The organism is Sphingomonas desiccabilis (assembly GCF_004135605.1).
GTDB lineage: Bacteria > Pseudomonadota > Alphaproteobacteria > Sphingomonadales > Sphingomonadaceae > Sphingomonas > Sphingomonas desiccabilis.
The window spans coordinates 422,030-444,850 of record NZ_SDPT01000001.1 but is presented as its reverse complement, the minus strand read 5'-3'; the positions used below and the strand labels follow the sequence as shown (position 1 = coordinate 444,850).

At 69.6% G+C, this 22,821-nt stretch carries 32 protein-coding genes; 23 read left to right on the top strand and 9 right to left on the bottom strand.

Features of this window, described 5'->3' with window-relative positions; translation table 11 throughout:
• Positions 1-50: 50 nt before the first annotated feature.
• The 5 genes from crcB to EO081_RS02030 are packed head-to-tail and all read left to right on the top strand — an operon-like array spanning position 51 to position 3,100.
• The gene (gene crcB / locus EO081_RS02050; RefSeq protein WP_129340283.1) at positions 51-428 is read left to right on the top strand and encodes a fluoride efflux transporter CrcB; all 378 of its coding nucleotides are present in this window, start codon (positions 51-53) and stop codon (positions 426-428) included.
• Entirely contained in the window at positions 425-1,516 is a 1,092-nt protein-coding gene (locus tag EO081_RS02045; protein WP_129340282.1) for an RluA family pseudouridine synthase, read from the top strand. The genes crcB and EO081_RS02045 overlap by 4 nt, the downstream gene beginning before the upstream one ends.
• Positions 1,513-2,199, top strand: a complete 687-nt coding sequence (locus EO081_RS02040; protein ID WP_129340281.1) for an HAD-IA family hydrolase — start codon at positions 1,513-1,515, stop codon at positions 2,197-2,199. Before EO081_RS02045 ends, EO081_RS02040 begins: the two co-directional genes overlap by 4 nt.
• Positions 2,196-2,411 carry a hypothetical protein gene (locus EO081_RS02035; RefSeq protein WP_129340280.1) on the top strand — a complete coding sequence of 72 codons (216 nt, stop codon included), beginning with the start codon at positions 2,196-2,198 and terminating at the stop codon, positions 2,409-2,411. The genes EO081_RS02040 and EO081_RS02035 overlap by 4 nt, the downstream gene beginning before the upstream one ends.
• The gene (locus tag EO081_RS02030; RefSeq protein ID WP_129340279.1) at positions 2,408-3,100 is read left to right on the top strand and encodes an ATP12 family chaperone protein; all 693 of its coding nucleotides are present in this window, start codon (positions 2,408-2,410) and stop codon (positions 3,098-3,100) included. The genes EO081_RS02035 and EO081_RS02030 overlap by 4 nt, the downstream gene beginning before the upstream one ends.
• A 153-nt stretch (positions 3,101-3,253) precedes the next feature.
• Here the strand turns inward: EO081_RS02030 and EO081_RS02025 are convergent, their stop codons facing one another.
• Complete coding sequence (locus EO081_RS02025) at positions 3,254-4,570, bottom strand: MFS transporter (RefSeq protein ID WP_129340278.1); 1,317 nt, start codon at positions 4,568-4,570, stop codon at positions 3,254-3,256.
• 19 nt (positions 4,571-4,589) lie between these two features.
• A complete protein-coding gene (gene gmk, locus EO081_RS02020) occupies positions 4,590-5,240 on the bottom strand; it encodes a guanylate kinase (protein WP_129340277.1) in 651 nt (216 codons plus the stop codon).
• Positions 5,241-5,278: 38 nt separating this feature from the next.
• Here gmk and EO081_RS02015 point away from each other — a divergent pair, with 38 nt between their 5' ends.
• Positions 5,279-5,866: a DUF2585 domain-containing protein gene (locus EO081_RS02015; RefSeq protein ID WP_129340276.1), complete on the top strand. Its 588-nt coding sequence runs from the start codon at positions 5,279-5,281 to the stop codon at positions 5,864-5,866.
• A gap of 14 nt (positions 5,867-5,880) precedes the next feature.
• Here the strand turns inward: EO081_RS02015 and EO081_RS02010 are convergent, their stop codons facing one another.
• The 4 genes from EO081_RS02010 to EO081_RS01995 all read right to left on the bottom strand — a co-directional run bounded on the left by EO081_RS02010 (position 5,881) and on the right by EO081_RS01995 (position 8,509).
• A complete protein-coding gene (locus tag EO081_RS02010; RefSeq protein WP_129340275.1) occupies positions 5,881-6,078 on the bottom strand; it encodes a hypothetical protein in 198 nt (65 codons plus the stop codon).
• The gene (locus EO081_RS02005) at positions 6,075-6,290 is read right to left on the bottom strand and encodes a hypothetical protein (RefSeq protein ID WP_129340274.1); all 216 of its coding nucleotides are present in this window, start codon (positions 6,288-6,290) and stop codon (positions 6,075-6,077) included. The genes EO081_RS02010 and EO081_RS02005 overlap by 4 nt, the downstream gene beginning before the upstream one ends.
• A gap of 281 nt (positions 6,291-6,571) precedes the next feature.
• A complete protein-coding gene (fumC, locus tag EO081_RS02000; RefSeq protein ID WP_129340273.1) occupies positions 6,572-7,972 on the bottom strand; it encodes a class II fumarate hydratase in 1,401 nt (466 codons plus the stop codon).
• A 51-nt stretch (positions 7,973-8,023) separates the two neighbouring features.
• Positions 8,024-8,509 (bottom strand): SspB family protein, encoded by a 486-nt coding sequence (locus tag EO081_RS01995; RefSeq protein ID WP_129340272.1) that lies wholly within the window; start codon positions 8,507-8,509, stop codon positions 8,024-8,026.
• An 80-nt stretch (positions 8,510-8,589) separates the two neighbouring features.
• Between EO081_RS01995 and hisB the strand changes: the two genes are divergently transcribed.
• From hisB to EO081_RS01955, 9 genes are all read left to right on the top strand, one after another.
• The gene (hisB, locus tag EO081_RS01990; RefSeq protein WP_129340271.1) at positions 8,590-9,177 is read left to right on the top strand and encodes an imidazoleglycerol-phosphate dehydratase HisB; all 588 of its coding nucleotides are present in this window, start codon (positions 8,590-8,592) and stop codon (positions 9,175-9,177) included.
• Positions 9,174-9,485: a YciI family protein gene (locus EO081_RS01985; RefSeq protein WP_129340270.1), complete on the top strand. Its 312-nt coding sequence runs from the start codon at positions 9,174-9,176 to the stop codon at positions 9,483-9,485. Before hisB ends, EO081_RS01985 begins: the two co-directional genes overlap by 4 nt.
• Positions 9,482-10,084, top strand: a complete 603-nt coding sequence (hisH, locus tag EO081_RS01980) for an imidazole glycerol phosphate synthase subunit HisH (protein WP_129340269.1) — start codon at positions 9,482-9,484, stop codon at positions 10,082-10,084. The genes EO081_RS01985 and hisH overlap by 4 nt, the downstream gene beginning before the upstream one ends.
• Positions 10,072-10,809 (top strand): 1-(5-phosphoribosyl)-5-[(5-phosphoribosylamino)methylideneamino]imidazole-4-carboxamide isomerase, encoded by a 738-nt coding sequence (hisA, locus tag EO081_RS01975; RefSeq protein WP_129340268.1) that lies wholly within the window; start codon positions 10,072-10,074, stop codon positions 10,807-10,809. The genes hisH and hisA overlap by 13 nt, the downstream gene beginning before the upstream one ends.
• Positions 10,806-11,573, top strand: a complete 768-nt coding sequence (gene hisF / locus EO081_RS01970) for an imidazole glycerol phosphate synthase subunit HisF (protein ID WP_129340267.1) — start codon at positions 10,806-10,808, stop codon at positions 11,571-11,573. The genes hisA and hisF overlap by 4 nt, the downstream gene beginning before the upstream one ends.
• A 328-nt stretch (positions 11,574-11,901) precedes the next feature.
• Positions 11,902-12,075, top strand: coding sequence for a hypothetical protein (locus tag EO081_RS16715; protein ID WP_165284446.1), 174 nt, complete (start codon positions 11,902-11,904; stop codon positions 12,073-12,075).
• Positions 12,076-12,106: 31 nt separating this feature from the next.
• Positions 12,107-12,430 carry a phosphoribosyl-ATP diphosphatase gene (locus EO081_RS01965; RefSeq protein WP_129340266.1) on the top strand — a complete coding sequence of 108 codons (324 nt, stop codon included), beginning with the start codon at positions 12,107-12,109 and terminating at the stop codon, positions 12,428-12,430.
• Positions 12,431-12,449: 19 nt separating this feature from the next.
• Positions 12,450-12,827, top strand: a complete 378-nt coding sequence (locus EO081_RS01960) for a histidine triad nucleotide-binding protein (RefSeq protein WP_129340265.1) — start codon at positions 12,450-12,452, stop codon at positions 12,825-12,827.
• Between the two features lie 105 nt (positions 12,828-12,932).
• Positions 12,933-14,486 (top strand): amino acid permease, encoded by a 1,554-nt coding sequence (locus tag EO081_RS01955; RefSeq protein WP_129340264.1) that lies wholly within the window; start codon positions 12,933-12,935, stop codon positions 14,484-14,486.
• 75 nt (positions 14,487-14,561) lie between these two features.
• On the opposite strand, the gene EO081_RS01950 is transcribed toward EO081_RS01955, so the two are convergent.
• The gene (locus EO081_RS01950) at positions 14,562-15,560 is read right to left on the bottom strand and encodes an adenosine kinase (protein ID WP_129340263.1); all 999 of its coding nucleotides are present in this window, start codon (positions 15,558-15,560) and stop codon (positions 14,562-14,564) included.
• A 103-nt stretch (positions 15,561-15,663) separates the two neighbouring features.
• Between EO081_RS01950 and EO081_RS01945 the strand changes: the two genes are divergently transcribed.
• Both EO081_RS01945 and EO081_RS01940 read left to right on the top strand, forming a co-directional pair.
• A complete protein-coding gene (locus EO081_RS01945) occupies positions 15,664-16,347 on the top strand; it encodes an EI24 domain-containing protein (RefSeq protein WP_129340262.1) in 684 nt (227 codons plus the stop codon).
• Positions 16,344-16,721, top strand: coding sequence for a hypothetical protein (locus tag EO081_RS01940; protein ID WP_183947805.1), 378 nt, complete (start codon positions 16,344-16,346; stop codon positions 16,719-16,721). Before EO081_RS01945 ends, EO081_RS01940 begins: the two co-directional genes overlap by 4 nt.
• Positions 16,722-16,807: 86 nt before the next feature.
• Here EO081_RS01940 and queG read toward each other — a convergent pair whose 3' ends face one another.
• Complete coding sequence (queG, locus tag EO081_RS01935; RefSeq protein ID WP_129340261.1) at positions 16,808-17,938, bottom strand: tRNA epoxyqueuosine(34) reductase QueG; 1,131 nt, start codon at positions 17,936-17,938, stop codon at positions 16,808-16,810.
• Positions 17,939-18,058: 120 nt separating this feature from the next.
• Between queG and EO081_RS01930 the strand changes: the two genes are divergently transcribed.
• From EO081_RS01930 to msrB, 3 genes are read left to right on the top strand one after another with little or no spacing between them, the layout of a single operon-like run.
• Entirely contained in the window at positions 18,059-19,000 is a 942-nt protein-coding gene (locus EO081_RS01930; RefSeq protein ID WP_129340260.1) for an ABC transporter ATP-binding protein, read from the top strand.
• Positions 18,997-20,226: an ABC transporter permease gene (locus EO081_RS01925; RefSeq protein WP_129340259.1), complete on the top strand. Its 1,230-nt coding sequence runs from the start codon at positions 18,997-18,999 to the stop codon at positions 20,224-20,226. The genes EO081_RS01930 and EO081_RS01925 overlap by 4 nt, the downstream gene beginning before the upstream one ends.
• A 51-nt stretch (positions 20,227-20,277) precedes the next feature.
• Entirely contained in the window at positions 20,278-20,772 is a 495-nt protein-coding gene (msrB, locus tag EO081_RS01920) for a peptide-methionine (R)-S-oxide reductase MsrB (protein WP_129340258.1), read from the top strand.
• Positions 20,773-20,855: 83 nt separating this feature from the next.
• Here msrB and EO081_RS01915 read toward each other — a convergent pair whose 3' ends face one another.
• Positions 20,856-21,395, bottom strand: coding sequence for a CHAP domain-containing protein (locus EO081_RS01915; RefSeq protein ID WP_129340257.1), 540 nt, complete (start codon positions 21,393-21,395; stop codon positions 20,856-20,858).
• Positions 21,396-21,463: 68 nt separating this feature from the next.
• Here EO081_RS01915 and EO081_RS01910 point away from each other — a divergent pair, with 68 nt between their 5' ends.
• From EO081_RS01910 to EO081_RS01900, 3 genes are all read left to right on the top strand, one after another.
• The gene (locus EO081_RS01910; protein WP_129340256.1) at positions 21,464-21,670 is read left to right on the top strand and encodes a hypothetical protein; all 207 of its coding nucleotides are present in this window, start codon (positions 21,464-21,466) and stop codon (positions 21,668-21,670) included.
• Between the two features lie 9 nt (positions 21,671-21,679).
• Entirely contained in the window at positions 21,680-22,114 is a 435-nt protein-coding gene (locus EO081_RS01905; protein ID WP_129340255.1) for a hypothetical protein, read from the top strand.
• A gap of 148 nt (positions 22,115-22,262) precedes the next feature.
• Positions 22,263-22,814, top strand: a complete 552-nt coding sequence (locus EO081_RS01900) for a hypothetical protein (RefSeq protein ID WP_129340254.1) — start codon at positions 22,263-22,265, stop codon at positions 22,812-22,814.
• Positions 22,815-22,821 lie beyond the last annotated feature (7 nt).

Sequence of the window (22,821 nt, the reverse complement as noted above, 5' to 3'; positions counted from 1 at the left end):
GTACCACGCGCCTGTTCAGCCGCGCGCCGATGCGCTAGGCGCAGCCGATCATGGGCAATCTTTTACTCGTCATGCTCGGCGGCGCAGTCGGCGCCGGGCTGCGCCATCTGTTCGGGCGCGCCGCGCTCGGTCTCTTTGGCCCCGGCTGGCCCTGGGGGACGCTCGGCGTCAACCTGATCGGCGGCTTCGCCATGGGCCTGCTGGTCGCAGTGCTCGCGCGCGGCGCCCTGGGCGGTGAGACGGGGCGGCTTCTGCTCGGCGTTGGCGTGCTCGGCGGCTTCACCACCTTTTCGGCCTTTTCGCTCGATGCGGCGCTGATGATCGAGCGCGGCGAACTCGCCTCGGCGCTCCTCTATGTCCTGGCGTCGGTCGTCGGCGCCATCGCCGCACTGTTCGCCGGCCTCTCGCTCGGAAGGATCGCCGCATGAGCGACACGCCCAACGCCGTTCGCCAGTTCACCGTCGGTGCCGACGACGACGGCGTCCGCCTGGACCGCTGGTTCAAGCGGCACCTGCCCGACGTCAGCTTCAACACCGTGTCGCGCTGGGCGCGCACCGGCCAGCTGCGCGTCGACGGCGCCCGCGCGACGCCAGGCGACCGCGTGACCGAAGGCCAGCAGATCCGCGTCCCGCCGCCCGAGCCGGAAAAGGCTCCGCGTCCGAAAGCACAGCGCCCGCCGCTCGCACCCGAGCAGGTGGAACTCGCCCAGTCGATGGTCATCCACCGCGACGCGCAGGCAATCGTGCTCAACAAGCCGCCGGGCCTCGCGACCCAGGGCGGCACCAAGACGCACGACCATGTCGACGGCTTGCTCGACGCGCTCCAGTTCGATGCGGAGGGCCGACCCAAGCTCGTCCACCGGCTCGACAAGGACACCTCGGGCGCGCTGCTGCTCGCGCGCACGTCGCGTGCCGCAGCCTTCTTCTCCAAGCATTTTTCCGGCCGCTCGGCCCGCAAGACCTATTGGGCGCTGGTGATCGGCGTACCCGACATCGACGACGGCATGATCGACCTGCCGCTCGCCAAGCAGCCGGGCAGCGGCGGCGAGAAGATGCACGTGGACGAGGAAGAGGGCCAGCCCTCCCGCTCGCGCTACCGCGTGATCGAGCGCGTCGGCAACCGCGCCGCCTGGGTGGAGCTGCAGCCCTATACCGGCCGCACCCACCAGCTGCGCGTGCACATGGCGGCGATCGGCCATCCGATCGTCGGCGACGGCAAGTACGGCGGCGCGGCGGCGTTCCTGACCGGCGGCGTCAGCCGCAAGATGCACCTCCACGCGCGCCGCATCCGCATCGATCACCCGGACGGCGGCAAGATCGACGTGACGGCGGAACTGCCCCAGCACTTCGCCGAGAGCATCGACCTGCTCGGGTTCGACATGACCCTTGGCGACGCGATGGCGGAGGACACGCCCCCGCCCCCCAGCCGCGCGGTGCAGAAGGCCAAGGCGAAGGCGCATGCCAAGACGGTGCGCAAGGAACGCCGTGGCGAGCGGCGCAGCCGGGGACGCGGATGACCCGGCTCGCGGTGTTCGACTGCGACGGCACGCTGGTCGACAGCCAGGCCAACATCTGCCGCGCGATGGAGCTGGCCTTCGGCTCCGCGCAGCTGCCGCTGCCGGATCGCGCGGCCATCCGCCGCATCGTCGGCCTGAGCCTGGTCGAGGCCGTCGCCCGGCTCGCGCCCGCGGGAGGGCCGACGCTGCACGCCGCCCTCGCGGAGGACTATAAGCGTCACTTCCGCGCGATGCGCACCGGCGGCGGCCTCGCGGACGAGCCGTTGTTCGACGGCGTTGCCGAGGCCATCGACCGGCTTCTCGCCGACGGCTGGCTGCTGGGCGTCGCCACCGGCAAGTCGGATCGCGGGCTCGCGCTGATCCTCGAGCATCACGGCCTTTCCGACCGCTTCGTCACGCTCCAGACGGCCGATCGTCACCCGTCCAAGCCCCACCCCTCCATGCTGGCGCTGGCAATGGCGGAGGCGGGTGCGCATCCGGAGAACACCGTGATGATCGGCGACACGAGCTTCGACATCGCCATGGCCGCCGCCGCCGGCGTGCACCCGATCGGCGTCGCCTGGGGCTATCACACGGTCGCCGAACTCACCGCCGCTGGCGCGCGCCACGTGCTCGACCATGCCTCGGCGCTGCCGGCGCTGGCCGAGACGCTGTGCCCCCTGCCCGTCGAGATGCGCGCATGAGCGCCGATCCTGCCCGCAACCGCTGGCTGGTGATGGTGCTGGTGCGCATCGTCGCTTCCTGCGGCGCGGTGCTGGGGCTCATGCTGCTCACGCGCGCGACCGAGTGGCCGCCCAAGCTGCTGGGCGTCGCGATCGTGCTGTGCGCGCTGTATGTGATGGCAGTGGTGCCCCGCGCCCTGGCCCACCGCTGGAGGACTCCGCCCAGGCCATGAAACGCTTCTGGAAGACCGTCGCCGTCGAGCCCGCCGAGACCGGCCTCGGCATCGCGCTGGACGGCCGTCCCGTCCGCACCCCGGGTCGCGTGCCGCTGGCGCTCCCGACCCCTGCCCTCGCGCAGGCGGTGGCAGACGAGTGGAACGCGGTCGCCGACCGGCTCGATCCCCGCGCGATGCCGCTCACCGGCCTCGCCAACGCCGCGATCGACCGCGTCGCCCCCGATCCCGCGGCCTTTGCGGCAGGCCTTGCGGCCTATGGCGAGAGCGACCTGCTCTGCTACCGCGCAGAGGATCCCGAGCCGCTGGTCGCGCGCCAGCAGGCCGCCTGGGACCCCGTGCTCGGCTGGGCCCGCCAGCGCTACGACGTGACCTTCGCGGTCACCGCCGGCGTGATGCACGTCGCCCAGCCCCCCGCCACCATCGCGCGGCTCGCCGAAGCCACGGCTGCCCGCGATGCCTTCGCGCTCGCCGGCCTGTCGCCGATCGTGACGGTCACCGGCTCGCTGGTGCTGGCGCTCGCCCTGGCCGAACGCGCCTTCGATGCCGAGACGGTGTGGAACGCCGCCCATGTCGATGAGGACTGGCAGGTCGAGCGCTGGGGCGAGGATCCGCTCGCTACCGAAGCCCGCCTGATCCGCAGGCGCGATTTCGATGCGGCGGTGCGGTTTCTCGACGCATTGCGGTAGGACCGACGCGGGTCGTTGCCGCCCGCGATCCTCCGCCTCGTGCGCACCGTATCCCGGCGGAGGCGGGGATCCAGGGCCAGACGGAACAACGGCTGGTCGCTGCGGGCCCTGGGCTCCCGTCTGCGCGGGAGCACGGGACGGCTCCCGCCGCCCTCAGTCCTCCCGGATCAGGCTCTGGTGCCGCGTGTCGCGCATCCTGAGGTACACCAGCAGCGAGACCCCGATCATCGCCGTCACATACCAGTAGAAGCCGCGCTCCCACCCAGCATCCTTGAAGCGCAGCGCCACATATTCCGCGGTCCCGCCGAACAGCGTGTTGGCGAGCGCATAGGGGAGCGCCACGCCAAGCGCCCGGATGTGGGACGGAAACAGCTCTGCCTTCACCACCGCGTTGATCGAGGTATAGCCGGTGACGATCACCAGCGCCGCCATCACCAGCAGGCCGGCCGTCCACACGTCCTGCGTCTGCTCCAGCGCGCTGAAAATCGGATAGGTGAACAGCACGCCCGCCACGCCAAAGGCGACCATCAGCGGCTTGCGCCCGATCCGGTCCGAAAGCCCGCCGGCGATCGGCTGCAGGCACATGAACACGAACAGGGTGATGCCGTTTATCTGGCTCGCCGCTTCCTTGGAGAAGCCGGACGTGTTCACCAGGAACTTCTGCATGTAGATCGAATACGCATAGAAGGCGAGCGTACCGCCGGCGGTCAGCAGCATCACCAGCGCCGTCTCGCGCGGATGATGGCGCAGCAGCTGGAGGAATCCGGACCTGGGCGCCCCCGCCGCCTGGGCATTCTTGTAGCTCTGCGTTTCGGCAAGACCCCGGCGCAGCCGGAACACCACCAGCGCCAGCATCGCCCCGATCACGAACGGGATCCGCCAGCCCCATTGCTCCAGGTCGCGCGCATCCATCACCGCCTGGAGGACCAGCAGCACCAGGATCGCAAGCAGCTGTCCGGAGATCAGCGTGACATACTGAAAGCTGGAGAAGAACCCGCGCCGATCCTGCCCCGCCATCTCCGACAGATAGGTGGCGCTCGCGCCATATTCGCCGCCGACCGACAGCCCCTGCATAAGCCGCGCCAGCACCAGCAGCGCCGGCGCCGCGATGCCGATCGTCTCATACCCCGGCGTGCAGGCGATGATCAGCGAGCCCAGGCACATCAGCGTGACCGACAGTGTCAGCCCCGCCTTGCGTCCCCGCCGGTCGGCATAGATGCCCATCACCCAGGCACCGATCGGCCGCATGATGAAGCCGACCGCGAACACCGCCGCCGCGCTCAGCAGCTGCGCGGTCTGGTCCCCGCTCGGGAAGAAGTGCGGCGCGAAATAGAGGGTGAAGGCGGAATAGACGTACCAGTCGAACCACTCGACCATGTTGCCGGTCGACCCGCCGACGATCGACTTCAACCGGGACCCGATCGCCGTCGTGTCGGCCGGGGCCGGCGAGGACGAAGGCTGCGGGTCCATGGCGTCTTCCCCCCGGGCGTCAGGCCATCAGCTTGCGGATGAACCCGATCACGCCCGTCTGGCGCGAGCGCTTCAGCCGCTCCGCCGCGAGGATGGTCTGCACCTTGCGGAAGCACCCCTCGACGTCGTCGTTGACCAGGACATAGTCATAGCCGTCCCAGTGGCTCACCTCGGCCGCCGCCCGCGCCATGCGCGCGTCGATGATCTCGATCGCGTCGGTGTTGCGGTTGAGCAGCCGCTGGCGCAGCTCCGCCATCGACGGCGGCAGGATGAACACGCGCACCACGTCGCCGCCCGCGATCTGGAACAGCTGCTGCGCGCCTTGCCAGTCGATGTCGAACAGCACGTCCTTGCCGGCCGCCAGCATCGCCTCCACCGGGGCCCGCGGCGTGCCATAGCGCTGGCCGAACACATGCGCCCATTCCAGGAACTCGTGCTCGGTCGCCATGCGCCGGAATTCTTCCAGGTCGACGAAGTGATAGTCCTTGCCCTCGACCTCGCCGGGCCGCGGCGCGCGGGTCGTGGCCGACACCGACATCGACAGTCCCGGCTCGTCGGCCAGCAGCTTGCGCGCGATGGTGGACTTTCCCGCGCCCGAAGGCGAGGACAGGACGAACAACACGCCACGGCGCTTGAAGCCGTGCGGATCGGACTCTGGCGGCACTTCCATGCGCGCTAGTGGCGCGAGCAGGAGCGATACGTCAAGGCATGGCGACCACCTTCCCTACCCGCACTCCGTCCCATTCTGCCCGCTGGTGGTGGGCGACGCTCGCCGTCATTGGGGTCGCGACGCTGGCGCTGCTGGCGATGGGCCGCACCCCGATCTGCACCTGCGGCACGGTGAAGCTCTGGTACGGCACCGTCCAGTCGGCCGAAAACAGCCAGCATCTCGCCGACTGGTACAGCCTCAGCCACGTCGTGCACGGCCTGATCTTCTACGGACTGGGCTGGCTGATCCTGCGCCGGCAGACGTGGCAGATGCGGCTTGCGCTCGCGACGCTAGTCGAGGCCGGCTGGGAAGTGCTCGAGAATTCACCGATCATCATCGATCGCTATCGCGCCGTCACGATCGCGCTCGGCTATGAAGGCGACAGCGTCGTCAACTCGGTCGCCGACATCGGCTGGATGCTGGTGGGATTCGCGGTCGCCCGTCGGCTGCCGCTTTGGGCCACGGTCGCTCTGGGGATCGCGCTGGAACTGGTCGCCCTGGTGGCGATCCGCGACAACCTCACGCTCAACGTCTGGATGCTGATCGCGCCGAGCGACGCGGTGCGCCAGTGGCAGGCGGGGGCCTGACCCCGCCCGCATCGTCAGATTCGCTGGCGCGCCTTGCGCCGATCATAGGCCTTTTTGGCGACATAGCCGCCGCCCAGCACCAGGCCGAGCGGGCCCATCCGCCGCATCGCGCCGCCGACCAGATAGCCGAACGCCGCACCCTTGGCGCCGCCGCTGCCGTCGCGCCGGTCCAGCTCGCGGCCGACCAGCGCCCCTACGATCCGCCCGATCATGCCGTCTTCTCCCGCTGGAACAGCTGTTCGCGAAGTTGCTCGGCGCCGCGCAGCACCGCCCAGCCGACCGCGTAGGTGACGACGACCGGCACCACCAGCTTGAGCACATTGGCCGTCACCGCGCCGACGATCGCGCCGTCCGCGGCGCCGTCGTCGCCGCTCATGCTGTCGATCGCGCCGCCGATCAGCGCGCCTACCGTCGTCGTACTCATGAGAACCCTCGCTTGTTCGTGTCAGAGGGAAAGCGCGGGAGGGGCGCGAGGGTTCCGGTTGAGTGGCCGGCCGGAGCGACTTCCCCTCTCTGTTTGCCTCGATCAGCCATCGAGCCGCTCAGCCGCCCTCCCCTTCCTGTTTGCCTCGATCAGCCGTCGAGCTTGTCGAGACGGCGTGTCGAGAGGTCGCGCGCGCCGTCCCTCTCGATACGGGCTCTCGACAAGCTCGATCCCTACTCGGGCAAACGGGCTGGAGAAAATGCACGTCTTGCGCGGAAGCCCTACCGCCCGACCATTGTCTCCGGCTTCACATACTGGTCGAACGTGGCCTCATCGACCAACCCCAGCGCCAGCCCACTCTCCTTGAGCGTCAGCCCCTTCTCGTGCGCGTTCTTGGCGATCTTGGCGGCGTTGTCATAGCCGATCACCGGCGCGAGCGCAGTCACCAGCATCAGCGAGCGGCCGACCAGATCGGCGATCTGCTGCTCGTTGGCCACTGTCCCGTCGACGCAGCGCTCGGCGAAGCTCGTCATGCCGGTCGCGAGCAGGTGGATCGAGCGCAGCACGTTCGCGCCGATCAGCGGCATGAACACGTTCAACTCGAAATGGCCCTGCATGCCGCCGACGGTTACCGCCTGGTGGTTGCCGATCACCTGCGCCGCGACCATCGTCAGCGACTCGGCCTGGGTCGGATTGACCTTGCCCGGCATGATCGAGCTGCCCGGCTCGTTGGCCGGCAGCGACAGCTCGCCCAAGCCCGAGCGCGGGCCCGAGCCCAGGAAGCGGATGTCGTTGGCGATCTTGTTGAGCGCCACCGCCAGCGTGTTGAGCGCTCCGGAAAAGAACACGAGGCCGTCCTTGGCCGCCAGCTGCTCGAACTTGTTGGGGGCGCTTTCGAACTCCCAGCCCGCGATGTCGCTGATCGCAGCCGTCATGTCGTCGGCCCAGCCCTCCGGCGCGTTCAATCCGGTGCCGACCGCTGTGCCGCCGATCGCGAGCTTGCGGATATTGCCGTTGAGCGCGCCCTCGATCCGCGCCTTGCAGCTCACCAGCTGCGCGGCATAGCCAGAGAACTCCTGTCCCAGCGTCAGCGGCGTCGCGTCCTGCGTATGGGTGCGGCCGATCTTGACGATGTGATCCCACGCCTCGGCCTTGGCGGTGAGCGAGGCGGTCAGCTGATCGAGGGCGGGCAGCAGCGCGTCGCGCGTGGCGATCGCGGTTGCGACGTGCAGCGCGGTCGGGAAGCTGTCGTTGGACGACTGGCTCATGTTGACGTGGTCGTTGGGGTGGACCGGCGACTTGCCGCCTTTGGTGCCGCTCAGCACTTCGTTAGCGCGGCCGGCGATCACCTCGTTGACGTTCATGTTGGTCTGCGTGCCGCTGCCGGTCTGCCAGATCACCAGCGGGAACTGGTCGTCGAGTTTGCCGGCGACGATCTCCTGCGCCGCCGCCTCGATCGCGTCGACGATCTTGGCGTCGAGGCCGTGCTTGCGGTTCACCCGCGCCGCCGCCTGCTTCACGATCGCCTGGGCGTGGACGATGCCGATCGGCATCCGCTCGGTCGATCCGAACGGGAAGTTCTCGATCGATCGCTGGGTCTGGGCGCCCCAATAGGCGTTGGCGGGGACCTCGATCGCGCCGATCGAGTCGGTTTCGGTGCGCGTGCTGCTGTCGGTGCTCATGGCCCGACAACGCGAGGAGCGGCCGGGTTGTTGCACCCGGCCCGCGCCGCGTTACTTCTTGCGCTTGAAATCCACCGCGACGACGTTCGACCCGTCCTCGACCGGCTTCGCCTGCGGGCCGTCGTTCTCGGCCGGATCGTGCGGCTCCGGGCCACCGTCCGGGCCTTCGGCCGCCTGGAAGCGCAGCTCGAAGTTGACGGCCGGATCGTGGAAGCCGGTGATCGCCGAGAAGGGAATGATCAGCGTCGAGGGGATCTGGTTGAAGCTCAGCCCCACCGAAAAGCGAGACGCATCCACCGTCAGGTCCCAGAAGCGGTGCTGGATGACGATCGTCATCTCGTCCGGGAACCGCTCGACCAGGCGCTTGGGGATGTCGACGCCCGGCGCCTGGGTCTTGAAGGTGATGTAGAAATGATGGTCGCCCGGCAGGCCGCCGTTGGAGGCGACTTGCCCCAGCACGCGGCCGACGACGGCGCGCAGGGCATCCTGCACGATCTCGTCATAGGGGATCAGGCTGTCGGGCACTTGAGCGTTCATGCGCCTTGGGTAGCGGGGTTTCGGGTGCGGTCAAGATTCGTTGCGTTGCGTGCGCGACCAGCGGCGCTATGGGAACGATCATGCGCACTGGCACCATCACCCGCTCGACCAGCGAGACCTCGATCGAGGTGACCGTCAATCTGGACGGCACCGGCGTCTATGACGTCCAGACCGGGGTCGGCTTCTTCGATCACATGCTCGAGCAGCTCTCGCGGCATTCGTTGATCGACCTGACCGTCCGCACCAAGGGCGACCTGCACATCGACGCGCACCACACGGTGGAGGACACCGGCATCGCCATCGGCCAGGCGTTCGCCCGGGCGCTCGGCGACAAGCGCGGCATCCGCCGCTATGGCGAGGCGCTGTCGCCGATGGACGAGACGCTGACCCGCGTCGCGCTCGACATTTCCGGCCGCCCCTGGCTGGTGTGGAAATCGCGCTTCACCCAGGCGCAGCTCGGCACGATGGATACCGAGATGTTCGAGCATTTCTGCCACAGCTTCGCGCAGGCGGCCGGCATCACGCTCCACGTCGAGACGCTCTACGGCACCAACAACCACCACATCGCCGAGAGCATCTTCAAGGGGTTGGCGCGCGCGCTGCGCACCGCGACCGAGATCGATCCGCGCAAGGCCGATGCCGTGCCGTCGACCAAGGGCGTGCTGTGATCGTCGCCTACCCCGCCCACCCGCTCAGCCTCGCGCTGCTTAGCTACGTAAAGCCGATCGCCGAGATCGACGCGCTGCGCCCGCGCCATCTAGAATGGATCAGCGCGCGCATCGAAGCGGGTGAAGTCCTGCTCGGCGGACGTCGCGCCACAGCCACCGGCGGCGTGCTGCTGTTCCGGGGCGAGGCCGAGGCCGTCGAGGCGATCGCGCGCACCGATCCGTACATCGTCGAGGGCGTCGCCACGCTGGAGGTCGTCGGCTTCACCGCCGCCATCGCCAGCGCCGGGATCGGCGCGCTGCTCGCATGACGCTGGCGCTGATCGACTATGGCGCCGGCAACCTCCACTCGGTCGCCAATGCGCTGAAGGCCGCCGGAGTCGCCGACATGGCGATCACCGCCGATGCCGACGTCGTGCGCCGCGCAGACCGCATCGTGCTGCCCGGCGTCGGCGCGTTTCGCGCCTGCATCGATGGCCTCGCCGCCGTGCCCGGCATGATCGAGGCGATGGAGGAGCGGGCGCTGCGCGGCGGCGTGCCGTTCCTAGGCGTCTGCGTCGGCATGCAGCTGATGGCCACGCAGGGCGAGGAGTTCGGCACCCACGCCGGCCTCGACTGGCTGCCCGGCACCGTCCGCAAGCTGCAGGCTTCCCCCGAAGCACGCGTGCCGCACATGGGCTGGAACGACGTGGTCCCCGTGAACGAGCACCCGATCGTGCTGCCGGGCGAGGCCTATTTCCTGCACAGTTTCGCGTTCGAGGGCGACGGCGTCGTCGCCACCACCACCCACGGGCAGCCGGTGACCGCGGCGATCGGCCGCGACAACCTGCTCGGCGTCCAGTTCCACCCCGAAAAGAGCCAGCGCTACGGCATCGCGCTGCTGGAGAGATTCCTCGCATGGCAACCGTGACCGACCGGCTGATCGTCTTCCCCGCGATCGATCTCAAGGGTGGCCAGGTCGTCCGGCTGGCCGAAGGCGACATGGACCGCGCCACCGTCTACGGCGACGACCCCGCCGCGCAGGCCCGTGCGTTCGCCGAGGCCGGCGCCGACCATCTCCATGTCGTCGATCTCGACGGCGCCTTCGCCGGCGACTCGGTCAACGGCGATGCGGTCGCGAGCGTGGTCCGCGCCTTTCCCGGCCGCGTGCAGCTGGGCGGCGGCATCCGCACCCGCGCCTCGATCGACCGTTGGCTCGAGCTCGGCGTCGCTCGCGTCGTGATCGGCACCGCCGCGCTGGAGGACCCGGACTTGGTCCGCGACGCCGCCCGTGCCCTCCCCGGTTGCATCGTCGTCGCGGTCGACGCGCGCGACGGGTTGGTCGCGACCCGCGGCTGGGCCGACGTCTCCACCGTCACCGTCGCCGACCTTGCCCGCCGCTTCGAGGACGCTGGCGTCGCCGCGCTGCTGTTCACCGACGTCGGCCGCGACGGGCTGCTCAAGGGCTGCAACGTCGCCGCCACTGCCGCCCTCGCGGCCGAGGCCGGCATCCCCGTGATCGCCAGCGGCGGCGTCGCCGGCATCGACGACATCCATGCATTGCGCGGCAAGCCCGGCATCGAGGGCGTCATCACCGGCCGCGCGCTCTACGACGGCCGCCTCGACCTCGCCGAGGCGCTGCGGGTCGCCGCATGAGCGTCCGCGTCCGCGTCATCCCCTGCCTCGACGTCCACGCCGGGCGCGTGGTAAAGGGGGTCAACTTCGTCGACTTGCGCGATGCTGGCGACCCGGTCGAGCAGGCACGCGCCTATGACCTCGCCGGCGCCGACGAGCTCTGCTTCCTCGACATCGGCGCCAGCCACGAGGGCCGCGACACCATCGTCGACGTGGTCCGCCGCACCGCCGAGGTGTGCTTCATGCCGCTGACGGTCGGCGGCGGCGTCCGCTCGGCCGCCGACGCCCGCGCGCTGCTGCTCGCCGGTGCCGACAAGGTCGCGGTCAATTCCGCCGCCGTCGCCCGGCCCGAAGTGGTGGCGGAGATCGCCGACCGCTTCGGCAGCCAATGCGTCACCGCCTCGATCGACGCCCGCCAGGTCGAGCCCGGCCGCTGGGAAGTCTTCACCCACGGCGGCCGCCGCGCGACCGGCATCGACGCGCTCGAACATGCCGCCCGCCTCGCCGACTTGGGTGCCGGCGAGCTGCTGGTGACCTCGATGGATCGCGACGGTACCCGCGACGGCTACGACCTGGCACTCACCCGCGCGATCGCGGACGCGGCCGACGTGCCGGTGGTTGCCTCCGGAGGCGTCGGCAAGCTGGACGACCTGGTCGCCGGCGTGGTGGAAGGCCATGCCAGCGCCGTCCTTGCCGCCTCGATCTTCCACTTCGGCGAGGCCAGCATCGCCGACGCGCGGGCAGCTCTTGCCGCCGCCGGCGTGGCTGTGCGCGCGACGCCTTAGTCCCGCTTCGAGCGGATATACCCCGGCGCGGCCGCCCGCGAGCCCGCAACGTGAACCACTTCCGTATCCCCGCGCAGGCGGGGATCACGGTCAAGCAGAGCAACGGCTGTCAGCGCGCGGTACCCTGGGCTCCTGCCCTCGCAGGAGCACGGCAGATGTGCCGCGAACGGTACATCGAACCCGCCGAAGGCCGGGGTCCAGTTGCGGTAGCCTCTCGATGTCACGGCACCTCTCGACCGACGTCCAACGGGGCCCCGGCCTCCGCGGGGGTACGGGAAAGAAGCCGGAGGCCCTTCAGCTCCGCCCCATCCTCCTCTAGAACGCGCCCATGCGCTTGGCCCCGCTCCTCCTGTCCACTCCCGCGCTTGCCGCCCACACCGGCGTCGCGGCAGAGCCCACCGGCTTTGCCCCTTCCGACGTGGCGCTGTTCCTGGTTGCCGCGGCCGGCCTCTGGATCGCCCGCCGCGCTCTGCGCGCGCGTCGCAAGCCGCCGCGGGATTGACTTGGGCGCCCCCGGCGGGAAAGCGGGGGCGATGGCAGACACCGACCCGCTCGACCAGCTTCAGGCCGTGATCCGCACCCGCCTGGGTGGCGATCCCGCGACCTCCTATGTCGCCAAGCTCCACAGCCGCGGCCGCGCCAAGATCGCGCAAAAGGTCGGCGAAGAAGCGGTGGAGACCGTGATCGCGGCGATTGCCGACGATCGCGAAGGGCTGGTGTCCGAGTCCGCCGACCTCCTCTTTCACCTGCTGGTGCTGCTCGCCGACGCCGGCCTGTCGCTCGACGACGTGCGCGCCGAACTTCACCGGCGCGAAGGCCTGTCGGGGATCGCCGAAAAGGCAGCCCGCCCCCGCTGACGCGCAAAGGACCGCTCCCATGCCGATCGACGCCACCCTTGCCTACGACGACAGCAACATCTTCGCCCGGATCCTGCGCGGCGAGATCCCGGCCAAGCGGGTCTATGAGGACGACTTCGCCCTCGCCTTCCACGACATTTCCCCGCAGGCGCCGATCCATGTGCTGGTGATCCCCAAGGGCGCCTATGTCTCCTGGGACGATTTCAGCGCGCGTGCGCCCGATGCCGAGATCGCGGGCTTCGTCCGCGCCGTCGGCCATGTCGCGCGCGAGCACGGGCTGGTGGCGCCCGGCTACCGCCTGCTCGCCAATGTCGGCGGGGATGCGGGCCAGGAAGTGCCGCACCTCCACGTCCATCTGTTCGGCGGCCGGCCGCTGGGGCCGATGCTGGCGCGGTGAGCGAAGCACCGCGCCGCCGCAGGGATTTGCTTTGCGCGCACTCGATTTAGCTTTACGCTCCACACTTTCGCTGATGCGAAACGGACCGGTTTAGGGGAAAACCGCATGATCTTCGGGCGCGTCAAACCACTCGACGCCATTCTAGCGACTGCCGAGAAGAAGTCGCTCCATCGCTCGCTCGGCGCGCTGCAGCTCACCCTGCTCGGCGTCGGCGCCATCATCGGCACGGGTATCTTCGTGCTCACCGCAGAGGCCGCGCAAAAGGCGGGCCCCGGCATGATGATCTCCTTCGTCATTGCAGGCGCCGTCTGCGCCGTCGCGGCGCTCTGCTACTCCGAGCTCGCCTCGATGGTGCCGGTCTCCGGCTCCGCCTACACCTATACCTACGCGGTGATGGGCGAGTTGCTGGCCTGGATGGTCGGCTGGGCGCTGATCCTCGAATATGCGGTGGCGGCCTCGGCCGTGTCGGTCGGCTGGTCCGGCTATTTCGTCGGCCAGCTGGGGGGCTGGTTCGGCATCACCCTGCCGCAAGAGATCATCGCCGGCCCCTATGCCGGCGGCATCATCAACCTGCCTGCGGTCGTGATCGCGCTGCTGATCACCGGCCTCCTGGTCGTCGGCACCAGCGAGAGCGCCAAGGTCAATGCGGTGCTGGTCGCGATCAAGGTGACGGCGCTCACCGCCTTCATCATCCTCTCGCTCCCCGTCATGCAGATGGAGAACTTCGAGCCGTTCATGCCGCAGGGCTGGGGCGATGGCTCGGGCGCAGGCGTGATCGGCGCCGCCGCCTCGATCTTCTTCGCCTATGTGGGCTTCGACGCGGTTTCCACCGCGGCCGAGGAGACCAAGAACCCGCAGCGCAACGTGCCGATCGGCCTGATCGGCAGCCTTGCGATCTGCACCGTCTTCTACATGCTGGTGGCCGCCGGCGCGATCGGCTCGCCGATCGGTTCGCAGCCGGTGACCGGCACCGACGGCAGCTGGCTCGCCCCGGGCTCGACCGAGCTCGCCGCCCGCTGCGCCGCGATCAGCGCCGCCGCTGCCGAGCCGCTGTCCTGCTCCAAGGAAGCGCTCGCCCACGTCCTGCGCCAGATCGGCTACCTCAACGTCGGCAACCTGATCGGCCTCGCCGCCTTCCTGGCACTGCCCTCGGTCATCCTGGTCATGATCTATGGCCAGACGCGCATGTTCTTCGTGATGGCGCGCGATGGCCTCCTCCCGGAGAAGCTGTCGACGATCCACCCGAAGTGGAAGACGCCGCACGTCATCACCATCATCACCGGCCTGGGCGTCACCTTTGCGGCGGCGTTCCTGCCGGTCGGCAAGCTCGCCGACATCGCCAACGCCGGCACGCTGTTCGCCTTCTTCATGGTGGCGATCGCGGTGATGCGCCTGCGCAAGACCGAGCCGACCCGCCGCCGGCCCTTCCGGGCTCCGCTGCTCTTCGTGGTGGCGCCGCTCACCATGATTGGCTGCGTGGTGCTCTACTGGTTCCTGCCGCCGGATGCGAAGCTGGTGCTGCCGGGCTGGGGCGCGATCGGCCTGGTGCTCTACTTCGCCTATGGCTTCCGCAAGAGCCACCTGGGCCGTGGTCTCGTCGACGTGCCCGAGCACACCGCCTATGAGGAGGTCGACCCTCCCGTTCCCGGCACCCGCTGAGGCGATGAACAAGAAGGGCCGGAGGATCGCTCCTCCGGCCCTTTCTTTTTTACCTCCGCAACGTTTGCCGCGGGATCAGCCGAGCTTGTCGGCGATCAGCTTCTTCAGGTCGACGTTCGGGCGTGCGCCATAGTGGGAGATGATCTCCGCCGCGCAGATCGCGCCCATGCGCAGCGAGTCCGCGGTGCTGCGGCCCTGCGCCTGGCCATGGAGGAACCCGGCGGCGAACAGGTCGCCCGCGCCGGTCGTGTCGACCACTGCTGCGACGGGCTCGGCCGGCACCGCGACCCGCTCGCCGTCAACGACTGCGATCGCGCCATGCTCGCTGCGCGTCACCACCAGCGTCGGCACCTGCGGCGCGATCTTCGCGACCGCCGCCTCGAAATCCTCGACCTGTGCGAGCGCGAGCAGCTCGTTCTCGTTCGCGAACAGGATGTCGATCATGCCATCGGCCAGAAGCGTGCGGAAATCGTCGCCGTGGCGCGAGATGCAGAACACGTCCGACAGGGTGAAGGCGACCTTGCGCCCGGCCCCACGCGCGACCTCGATCGCGGCGCGCATCGCCTGGCGCGGTTCCTCCGGATCCCAGAGATAGCCCTCCAGGTACAGGATCGCGGCATCCGCAATCATCTGCCGGTCCAGCGCCGCCTCGGGCAGGAACTGCGAGGCGCCCAGGAAGGTGTTCATCGTGCGCTGGCCGTCCGGCGTCACGAAGATCAGGCAGCGCGCGGTGGTGGGGTCCCCTGGCCGCGCTGCGGTATCGAAGCGGATGCCGACAGCCTGGACGTCATGCGCGAAGACCTTGCCCAGCTGGTCGTCGGCCACCTGGCCGATGAAGCCGCACTTGCCACCCAGCGCTGCGATACCGGCAACGGTGTTCGCCGCCGAACCGCCCGAAACCTCGCGGCCCGGCCCCATCTTGGCATAGAGCGCGTCGGCCTCGGCCGGCGAGAACACCAGCTGCATCGAGCCCTTGTTCATGCCTTCCGCTTCCAGGAAGGAATCTTCGGCCTGGGCGAGAATGTCGACGATCGCGTTGCCGATCGCGACAACGTCGTAGGTGGGTTCGGTCAAGTGAGTCTCCAATGCGGGATCCGCAAACGCCCTCGCGGTAAAGAGCGGCGTGCGTGCGTGCAACCGCGTTGACGCCGGCGCACGCGCCCCTCATTCCGGCGCCATGATCCGCGCCCTCCTCCTTTCCGTCGCCCAACTCGGCGACCGGCGCATCCTGGCGGTGCTGGCGAAGTCGCTCGTCGTGACGCTGCTGCTGTTCCTGCTCGTGGCGGCGCTGCTCGCATTCGGCGCCCACGTGCTGGTACGGGACGGCCTTCGCTGGGGAAGCGGCCTCGGCGACCTCGCGGCCGCGGCGGCGGTGATCGCGACCATCGGCCTCGGCTGGCTGCTGTTCCGCGCCGTCGCCATCGCCGTCACCGGCATCTTCGCGGACGACGTGGTCGCGGCGGTGGAGGCGCGCCACTATCCCGCAGCCCTCGCCAGCGCCCGGCCGGTCCCGTTCGCGCGCGGCGCCGCGATGGGGATCGGCTCGGCCGGCCGGGTGATCGGCGTCAACCTGCTGCTCGCGCCGATCTACCTGCTGCTGCTGGCGACGGGCGTGGGCACGGCCCTGGCCTTCTTCCTGGTCAATGGCTGGCTGCTCGGCCGCGACCTGGGGGACATGGTGGCGGCACGGCACCTCCCCGCCCCGTCGATGCGCGCGTGGCGGCGCACCACCGCGGGCGGACGCCTGCTGCTGGGGTTTGCAGGCACCGGGCTGCTCCTGATCCCGTTCGTCAACTTCGTCGCGCCGGTGCTCGGCGCGGCCATGGCGACCCACTGGTTCCACGAAAGGCAAAGCAAATGAAGCGTTGGGCAGGACTGGCAGTGCTGGGCATGGGGCTGGGCGGTTGCGCGACGGTGCCCAGTTCCGGGCCCGGCAACGTCCCCCCGCCCCCGCCGAGCGCCAGCTACAGCGCCGTCGGACTGGAACGGATCCTGGGGCAGCCTGCCAACGCACTCACCAAGCTGTTCGGAAAGCCCGATGCCGAACTGACGGAGGGGGCCGGCCGCAAAATGCAGTTCGGCTCGGACATTTGCGTGCTCGACGCCTATCTCTATGCGCCGAAGGGCGGCGGCACGCCGGTCGTCACCTATGTCGACGCCCGCCAGCGCAACGGCGCCCCGATCGATCGCGCCAGCTGCGTCGCAGCGCTCGTCCGCCGCGAAGGTGGGCGATAGCGTCTTCCCCGTCATGCTGATGAAGATCAGCATCCATTCGCGCAGCGCTTGCGACTCCAGACGGAGGCAATGGATCCTGACTTCCGTCAGGATGACGGAGAGGCCGCCCACTCGGCCCGAACATCCACATCCGCCTCGGCCACCAGCCGCGCCTCCCGTTCGCCCGCGAACCGCGCCGGATCGAGCTGCCCCAGCGCCCAGGCCGCCGCCCCGCGAACCACGGGCGCCGGATCGTCGAGCAGCGCCACCACCGGCCTCACCAACGCCGGATCGCCGCTGTTGCCCGCCGCCACCAGCGCATTGCGCACCATCCGGTCGCGCCCGATCCGCTTGATCGGCGATCCTGCGAACACCTGGCGGAAGCCCGGATCGTCGAGCGCCATCAGCTCCGCCAGTCGGGGCGCCGCCAGTTCGGCGCGCGGCAGGAACCCCTTGTTGGCCGCCGCCGTCGCCGCGAACTTGTTCCACGGGCACACCGCCAGGCAATCGTCGCAGCCATAGATGCGATTGCCGATGCCTGGCCTGAGCGCCGCCGGGATCGGCCCGGCATGCTCGATCGTCAGGTAGCTCACACACCGCCGCGCATCGAGCTGATAGGGAGCCGGGAAGGCGTCGGTAGGACACGCCCGCTGGCACGCGTCGCAGGATCCGCAGCTGCCCCCCGGACGCGCGTCGGGCGCCAGTTCCAGTGTGGTATAGATCGCCCCCAGGAACAGCCAGCTTCCATGCTCGCGGCTCAGGAGGTTGGTGTGCTTGCCCTGCCAGCCGAGCCCCGCCGCCTCCGCCAGCGGCTTTTCCATCACCGGCGCGGTATCCACGAACACCTTGAGGTCGCAGCCCGCCTCGTTCGCCAGCCAGCGGCCGAGCGCCTTCAGCGCCTTCTTCACCACGTCGTGGTAGTCGGCGCCCTGCGCGTACACGGAGATCCGCCCGCGATCTCCCACCCCGGCCAGCGCCAGCGGGTCGCGCGCCGGCGCATAGCTCATGCCGAGCGCGATCACCGAGCGCACCTCCGGCCACAGCCCAGCCGGCGAGCCGCGGTGGTGGGCGCGCTCCTCCATCCAGATCATGCTGCCGTGCCGCCCCGCCTCCAGCCACTCGCGCAGCCGCGCGGCGGTCTGCGGCGCGGCATCCGCGCGCGCAAAGCCGCAGGCGGCGAATCCGAGTTCCGCCGCCTTCTCTTGGATGCGCGTTTCCAGGGACTTGTGCTGGTCCACGCCGCCCCGCTACCACGATGGCGCGGCGCGCAGCACCCCTTGCGTGCGCCACGCGTTACGTCGGTATGCAACAAGGGCAGCGCGTGGGGGGATGACCTCGCCCGGCCATACGGAGGTTGGATGGAGTCGAACGCTGCTGCCACGGGCCTGGCGCTGACTGCGAGTGGACTGGTCAAGCGCTTCGGCGGACGCCGCGTCGTCGACGGCATCGACCTTCAGGTACCGACCGGCGCCGTCTATGGCGTGCTCGGCCCCAATGGTGCTGGCAAGACGACGACGCTGCGCATGCTGCTCGGCATCATTGAGCCCGATGCGGGCCACCGCTGCCTCCTGGGGCACGACGCGCCCCGCGACGCCTCCGACCGCGTCGGCTATCTGCCCGAGGAACGCGGGCTCTACCCCGGCATGAAGGCGCGCGAGGCGATCGCCTTCATGGGGGCGCTGCGCGGCCTCGATTGGGCGACGGGTCGCAAGCGCGCCGGCGTGATGATGGAGCGCGCAGGCCTGGGCGATTCGATCGACACCAAGATCCGCAAGCTGTCCAAGGGCATGGCCCAGTTCGTGCAGCTGCTCGGCTCCGTCGTGCACGAGCCCGAGTTCCTGGTCCTCGACGAGCCTTTCTCCGGCCTCGACCCGGTCAACCAGGAGCGGCTCGAGGGGCTCGTCATGGCCGAGCGCGACCGCGGCGCCACCATTCTCTTCTCCACCCACGTGATGGCCCATGCCGAGCGGCTGTGCGACCGCCTTGCGATCATCGCCGGGGGCAAGCGCCGGTTCGAAGGGACGGTGGCGGAGGCGCGCGGCACGCTGCCGATGCGCGCCCATTACGTGCCCCATCACCCGGGCGACGGCATCGCCGCGCTGCTGCCGCCGGATGCGCAGCGGGACCGCCAGGGCGACGGCTGGACCTTCTCGGTGCCCGAAGAAGGCGTGGAGCAGACGCTCAGCCGCCTCATCGCCGGCGGCTTCGGCATCGCCGGCCTCTCGATCGAACGCCCCGGGCTGCACGACGCGTTCGTGCGCATCGTCGGCAAGGCTGCGGCCGAAGGAACTCCCGCATGAGCAATCTTCGCCGCATGCTGCGCCAGACGCTGACGATCGCCCGCCGGGATTTCGTCGCGACCGTGTTGACCCCGACCTTCCTGATCTTCCTGCTCGCACCCATGCTGTTCGCCAGCTTCGGCGCGCTCGGCAGCCTGGGCGCACGCGCGGTCGGCGAAAGCGGCGAGGATCGCGAGCGGCTCTACGCCATCGCCGCCCCGGCCGACGGCGCCCGCTTCCTTGCCGCCGATCGCCTCGCCCGCGGCTTCCTTTCGCAGGAGTCGCTGCCGCCCGCGCTGGAGGTGGTGACGCCCGATCCCGACCCTGCCGCCCAGGCGCGCAAGCTCCTCGCCCAGCAGGATCGCGACGTGCCGGCCGTGCTCTATGGCGCCCCCGAGCAACCGCACATCGTCCACGGCAACGCCATCTCGCGCAGTTCCAAATATCTCGCGATGCTGTCCGAACAGGTCGCACGCGACGGCCGCGCGGGCCTTGCCGGTCCCATCAGCCAGCCGCGCTTCGAGCGGGTGGCGCGGGAGACCAGCACCATCGGCGGCAAGAACACCGCCGCCGGCTTCGCCGTGATCGCGCTGTTCGCCGTCACGCTGATCCTGGCCAGCCAGGCGGTCGGCACCATGGCGGAGGAACGCTCCAACAAGGTGATCGAGGTGCTCGCCGCCGCCGTGCCGCTGGAGGCGGTGTTCCTCGGCAAGCTCCTCGGCATGTTCGGGGTCGCGATCCTGTTCGTGCTGTTCTGGGGCACGCTGATCGGCAACGTCGGCGCGTTCCTGCCGAGCAGCGAGGCGGCGACGCTCGCCGGGCTCGCGCCCGCGGTCGGCCTGCCGGTCTTCGCGCTGCTGTTCGCCGCCTATTTCGCCGCTGCCTATCTGCTGCTCGGCGCGGTGTTCCTCGGCATCGGCGCCCAGGCCTCCACCCCGCGCGAGATCCAGATGCTGTCGCTGCCGCTGACCCTGTTCCAGATGGGCATGTTCGCGCTGTCCCTCACCGCCGCCGGCAAGCCGCACAGCTGGATCGCCACCTTTGCGGAGGTCTTCCCCTTCAGCTCCCCCTTCGCCATGGCCGCGCGTGCGGCCAACCGGCCGGAGCTGTGGCCTCATCTGCTCGCGATCGGCTGGCAGATGCTGTGGGTGGCGCTGACGATCACGGTCGGTGCACGGCTGTTCCGTCGCGGCGTGCTGCAATCGGCCGGCCCCAAGTTCCGCTGGGCCGCGCTGCTCGGTCGCTAGCGGGTCGGGGCGGCTGGAAACCGCACGGCCGCCGCCCCATCTTCCCGGCTGATGACACAGCCTCTTCTTGATCGCCGCCGCCTGCTGGGGCTGGTCGGCCTCGGCGGCACCGCGCTCGCGATCGGCCTTCCCGCCTCACCTGGGAACGCGGCCCCCGCGCCGTTCAAGCTCAGCGACGCGCAGTGGCGCGCTCGCCTTACCCCCGCGCAATATCACGTGCTGCGCGAGGAAGGCACGGAGCGCGCCTATACGAGCCCGCTCAACAAGGAAAAACGCGCCGGCGTCTTCGCCTGCGCCGGGTGCGGCCAGCCGCTCTTCACCTCCGCGACCAAGTTCGAGAGCGGCACCGGCTGGCCCAGCTTCTGGGCGCCGCTCCGGGGCGCGGTGATGACCCGGTCGGACCGGTCGCTGTGGATGGCGCGCACCGAGGTGCGCTGCGCCCGCTGCGCCGGTCACCTGGGGCATGTGTTCGACGACGGCCCCAAGCCGACGGGCAAGCGCTACTGCATGAACGGCGTCGCGATGGTGTTCCGCCCAAAGGCGTAGTGCCGCCGGCCTGTGCTAGAAACAGAAGCGGCCCGTTTCCAGCGAAGGAAACGGGCCGCTTCTGTTTGGGGTCTTGCAGGCGATCAGTCGACCAGTGCGGTGATGCCCTTGCCGAGGTTGTTGCCGCCGCTGGCGATCTCGACGGTGCCCAGCGTTTCGGTCTGCGGAGCGCGGCCCGAATAGATGAAGCCGTTGGTCGAATAGGACGAGGTGCCTAGGCCGCCAACTGGGCCGAACCACACGCGCACTTCGCTCCAGTCGCCGGCGGCCGAGACGTCCACCGCGCGCACGTCGCGCTCGATGCCGCCGCGGCGAGACCAGTTGGCGTGGGTCAGCAGGACCTCGCGGTCGCTCACCACCTTGGAGACCATCGCGACATGGCCCATCCGCATGCGGCGGCTGGCTTCGAACGACAGAACCGCGCCTTCCTTGGGGGTGTTGCCGCGCTCGTACTTGCCGGCAGCCTGGTTCCACCAGGTGTTGGCGTTGCCGTGAATGTCGATGCCGGAAATCTCGCGGGCATAGGGTGCGCACTGCCAGAAGCGTGCCTGGGCAGGCGCCGTGGTCAGCAGGCAAAACGATACCGCCAGCGCGAAACGCGCTGCAAAAGCCCGGAAATTCATGGACCCCCCAAAGGTCGGTGAAGCTCGTGTCAGCGTGTGAAGCAGGGTTTTCGAACGGGCGAAAGTCCATGCGCCTCGTCGATGGAACCTTTTCCGACGAAGCGTGTTTAGCCGTCGGTGGTTGCCCGGCAAAAGCTGTGTCGCGGCGCCGCCTCGCCTGCGCGATGGCTGATTTCGCGGCCTTTTTCCGCATGCCTGCCAGGCCGACGTTGCCGGGGCCGATTGCTTCGGTGCGGCGAATCGCCGTCATTCCCGGCTGCGCCCATCCCGTCTAGAAGAGGCCGATGCGACCCTGGTTCTTCGCCGCGCTGCTGCTCGCCGGCTGCCACAACAGCCCTCTTCCTGAGGAGGATCTCCGCCCCGCGGCTGAACAGACGACCGTGCCGCTCTCGCCCGGCACCATGCCGGTCCGGATCGGCGAACAGGGGCCGAGCTTCGCCGCCTGCGGCATCGGCGGCGAAGTGATCGCGCCCTCCATCCCCGTCCGCGCAGCGCCGTTCGAAGAGGCATCGGTCACCGACGCGCTCGAAAAAGGCAGGCCGCTGTTCGTCTGCACCCGCTCGATCGACCAGCGCTGGCTGGGCGTGGTCGTTCCGCCGGCCGCGGCACCCCAGGAAGGATGCGGCGTCACCAGCCCGGTGGGCGGCCGCCGTGCCTATGAAGGCGCCTGCCTCTCCGGCTGGATCCCCGCCGCCGCGGTTCGCGCCCGCGCCCGCTAAGGCCTCTCCGCTCGGTTCGTCGCAACCTTTGTTGCGCTGCAACAGATTTCATGGTCCGTTCGTTGGCACGCGCCGGATCGGTTCAGCATGCTGTTAACCGCCTCCCGGCAGAATGTCTGGTGATGGAGCACGTTCGGGAGCGAGATCGATGGGCGCAAGGATGAAGCCGGCCGAAGGCGCGATGACCCTGGCCGAGATGAAAGAGTTCGCAGGCTTCAGCGCCGCGACCCAGCGCTACATCCGCCGCTCGCTGGACATCGGGCTCGACCGTCAGGATGCGATGGAGCGCTGGTCGCGCGACGTCGTCGAGGCGGCCAGCATCCGCGCCCAGGCCCGGCTCTACGATCGCCTGCCAGAGATCCGCGCGCTCGTTCCGGACGACAGCGGCCTCGAAGCGGTCGAACCCTTCATGGCCCCGCTCCTGGTCGTGACCGCGTTCGATCTCGGCCAGGGCCGCCTCACCTCCTTCTCCGCCTATCGCTTCCTCTATGAGCGCCTGCTGGGTGCAGAGACTCGGCCGTGGCTCCCGTCCGCCTTCTGCGCATCGGCCGCGCTTCCCCACCTCCATCCCGAACTGCGGCGCAAGCTGCTCCAGTCGATCAGCGAAGCCGCCGCCACCGCCTCGGGCTGGTCGCTGCGCCAGCCGGCCTTCTTCCCGGCCTGGGTCGAAAAGGTCGATCCGCGCTCCCTGCCGAACTGAGCAGCCG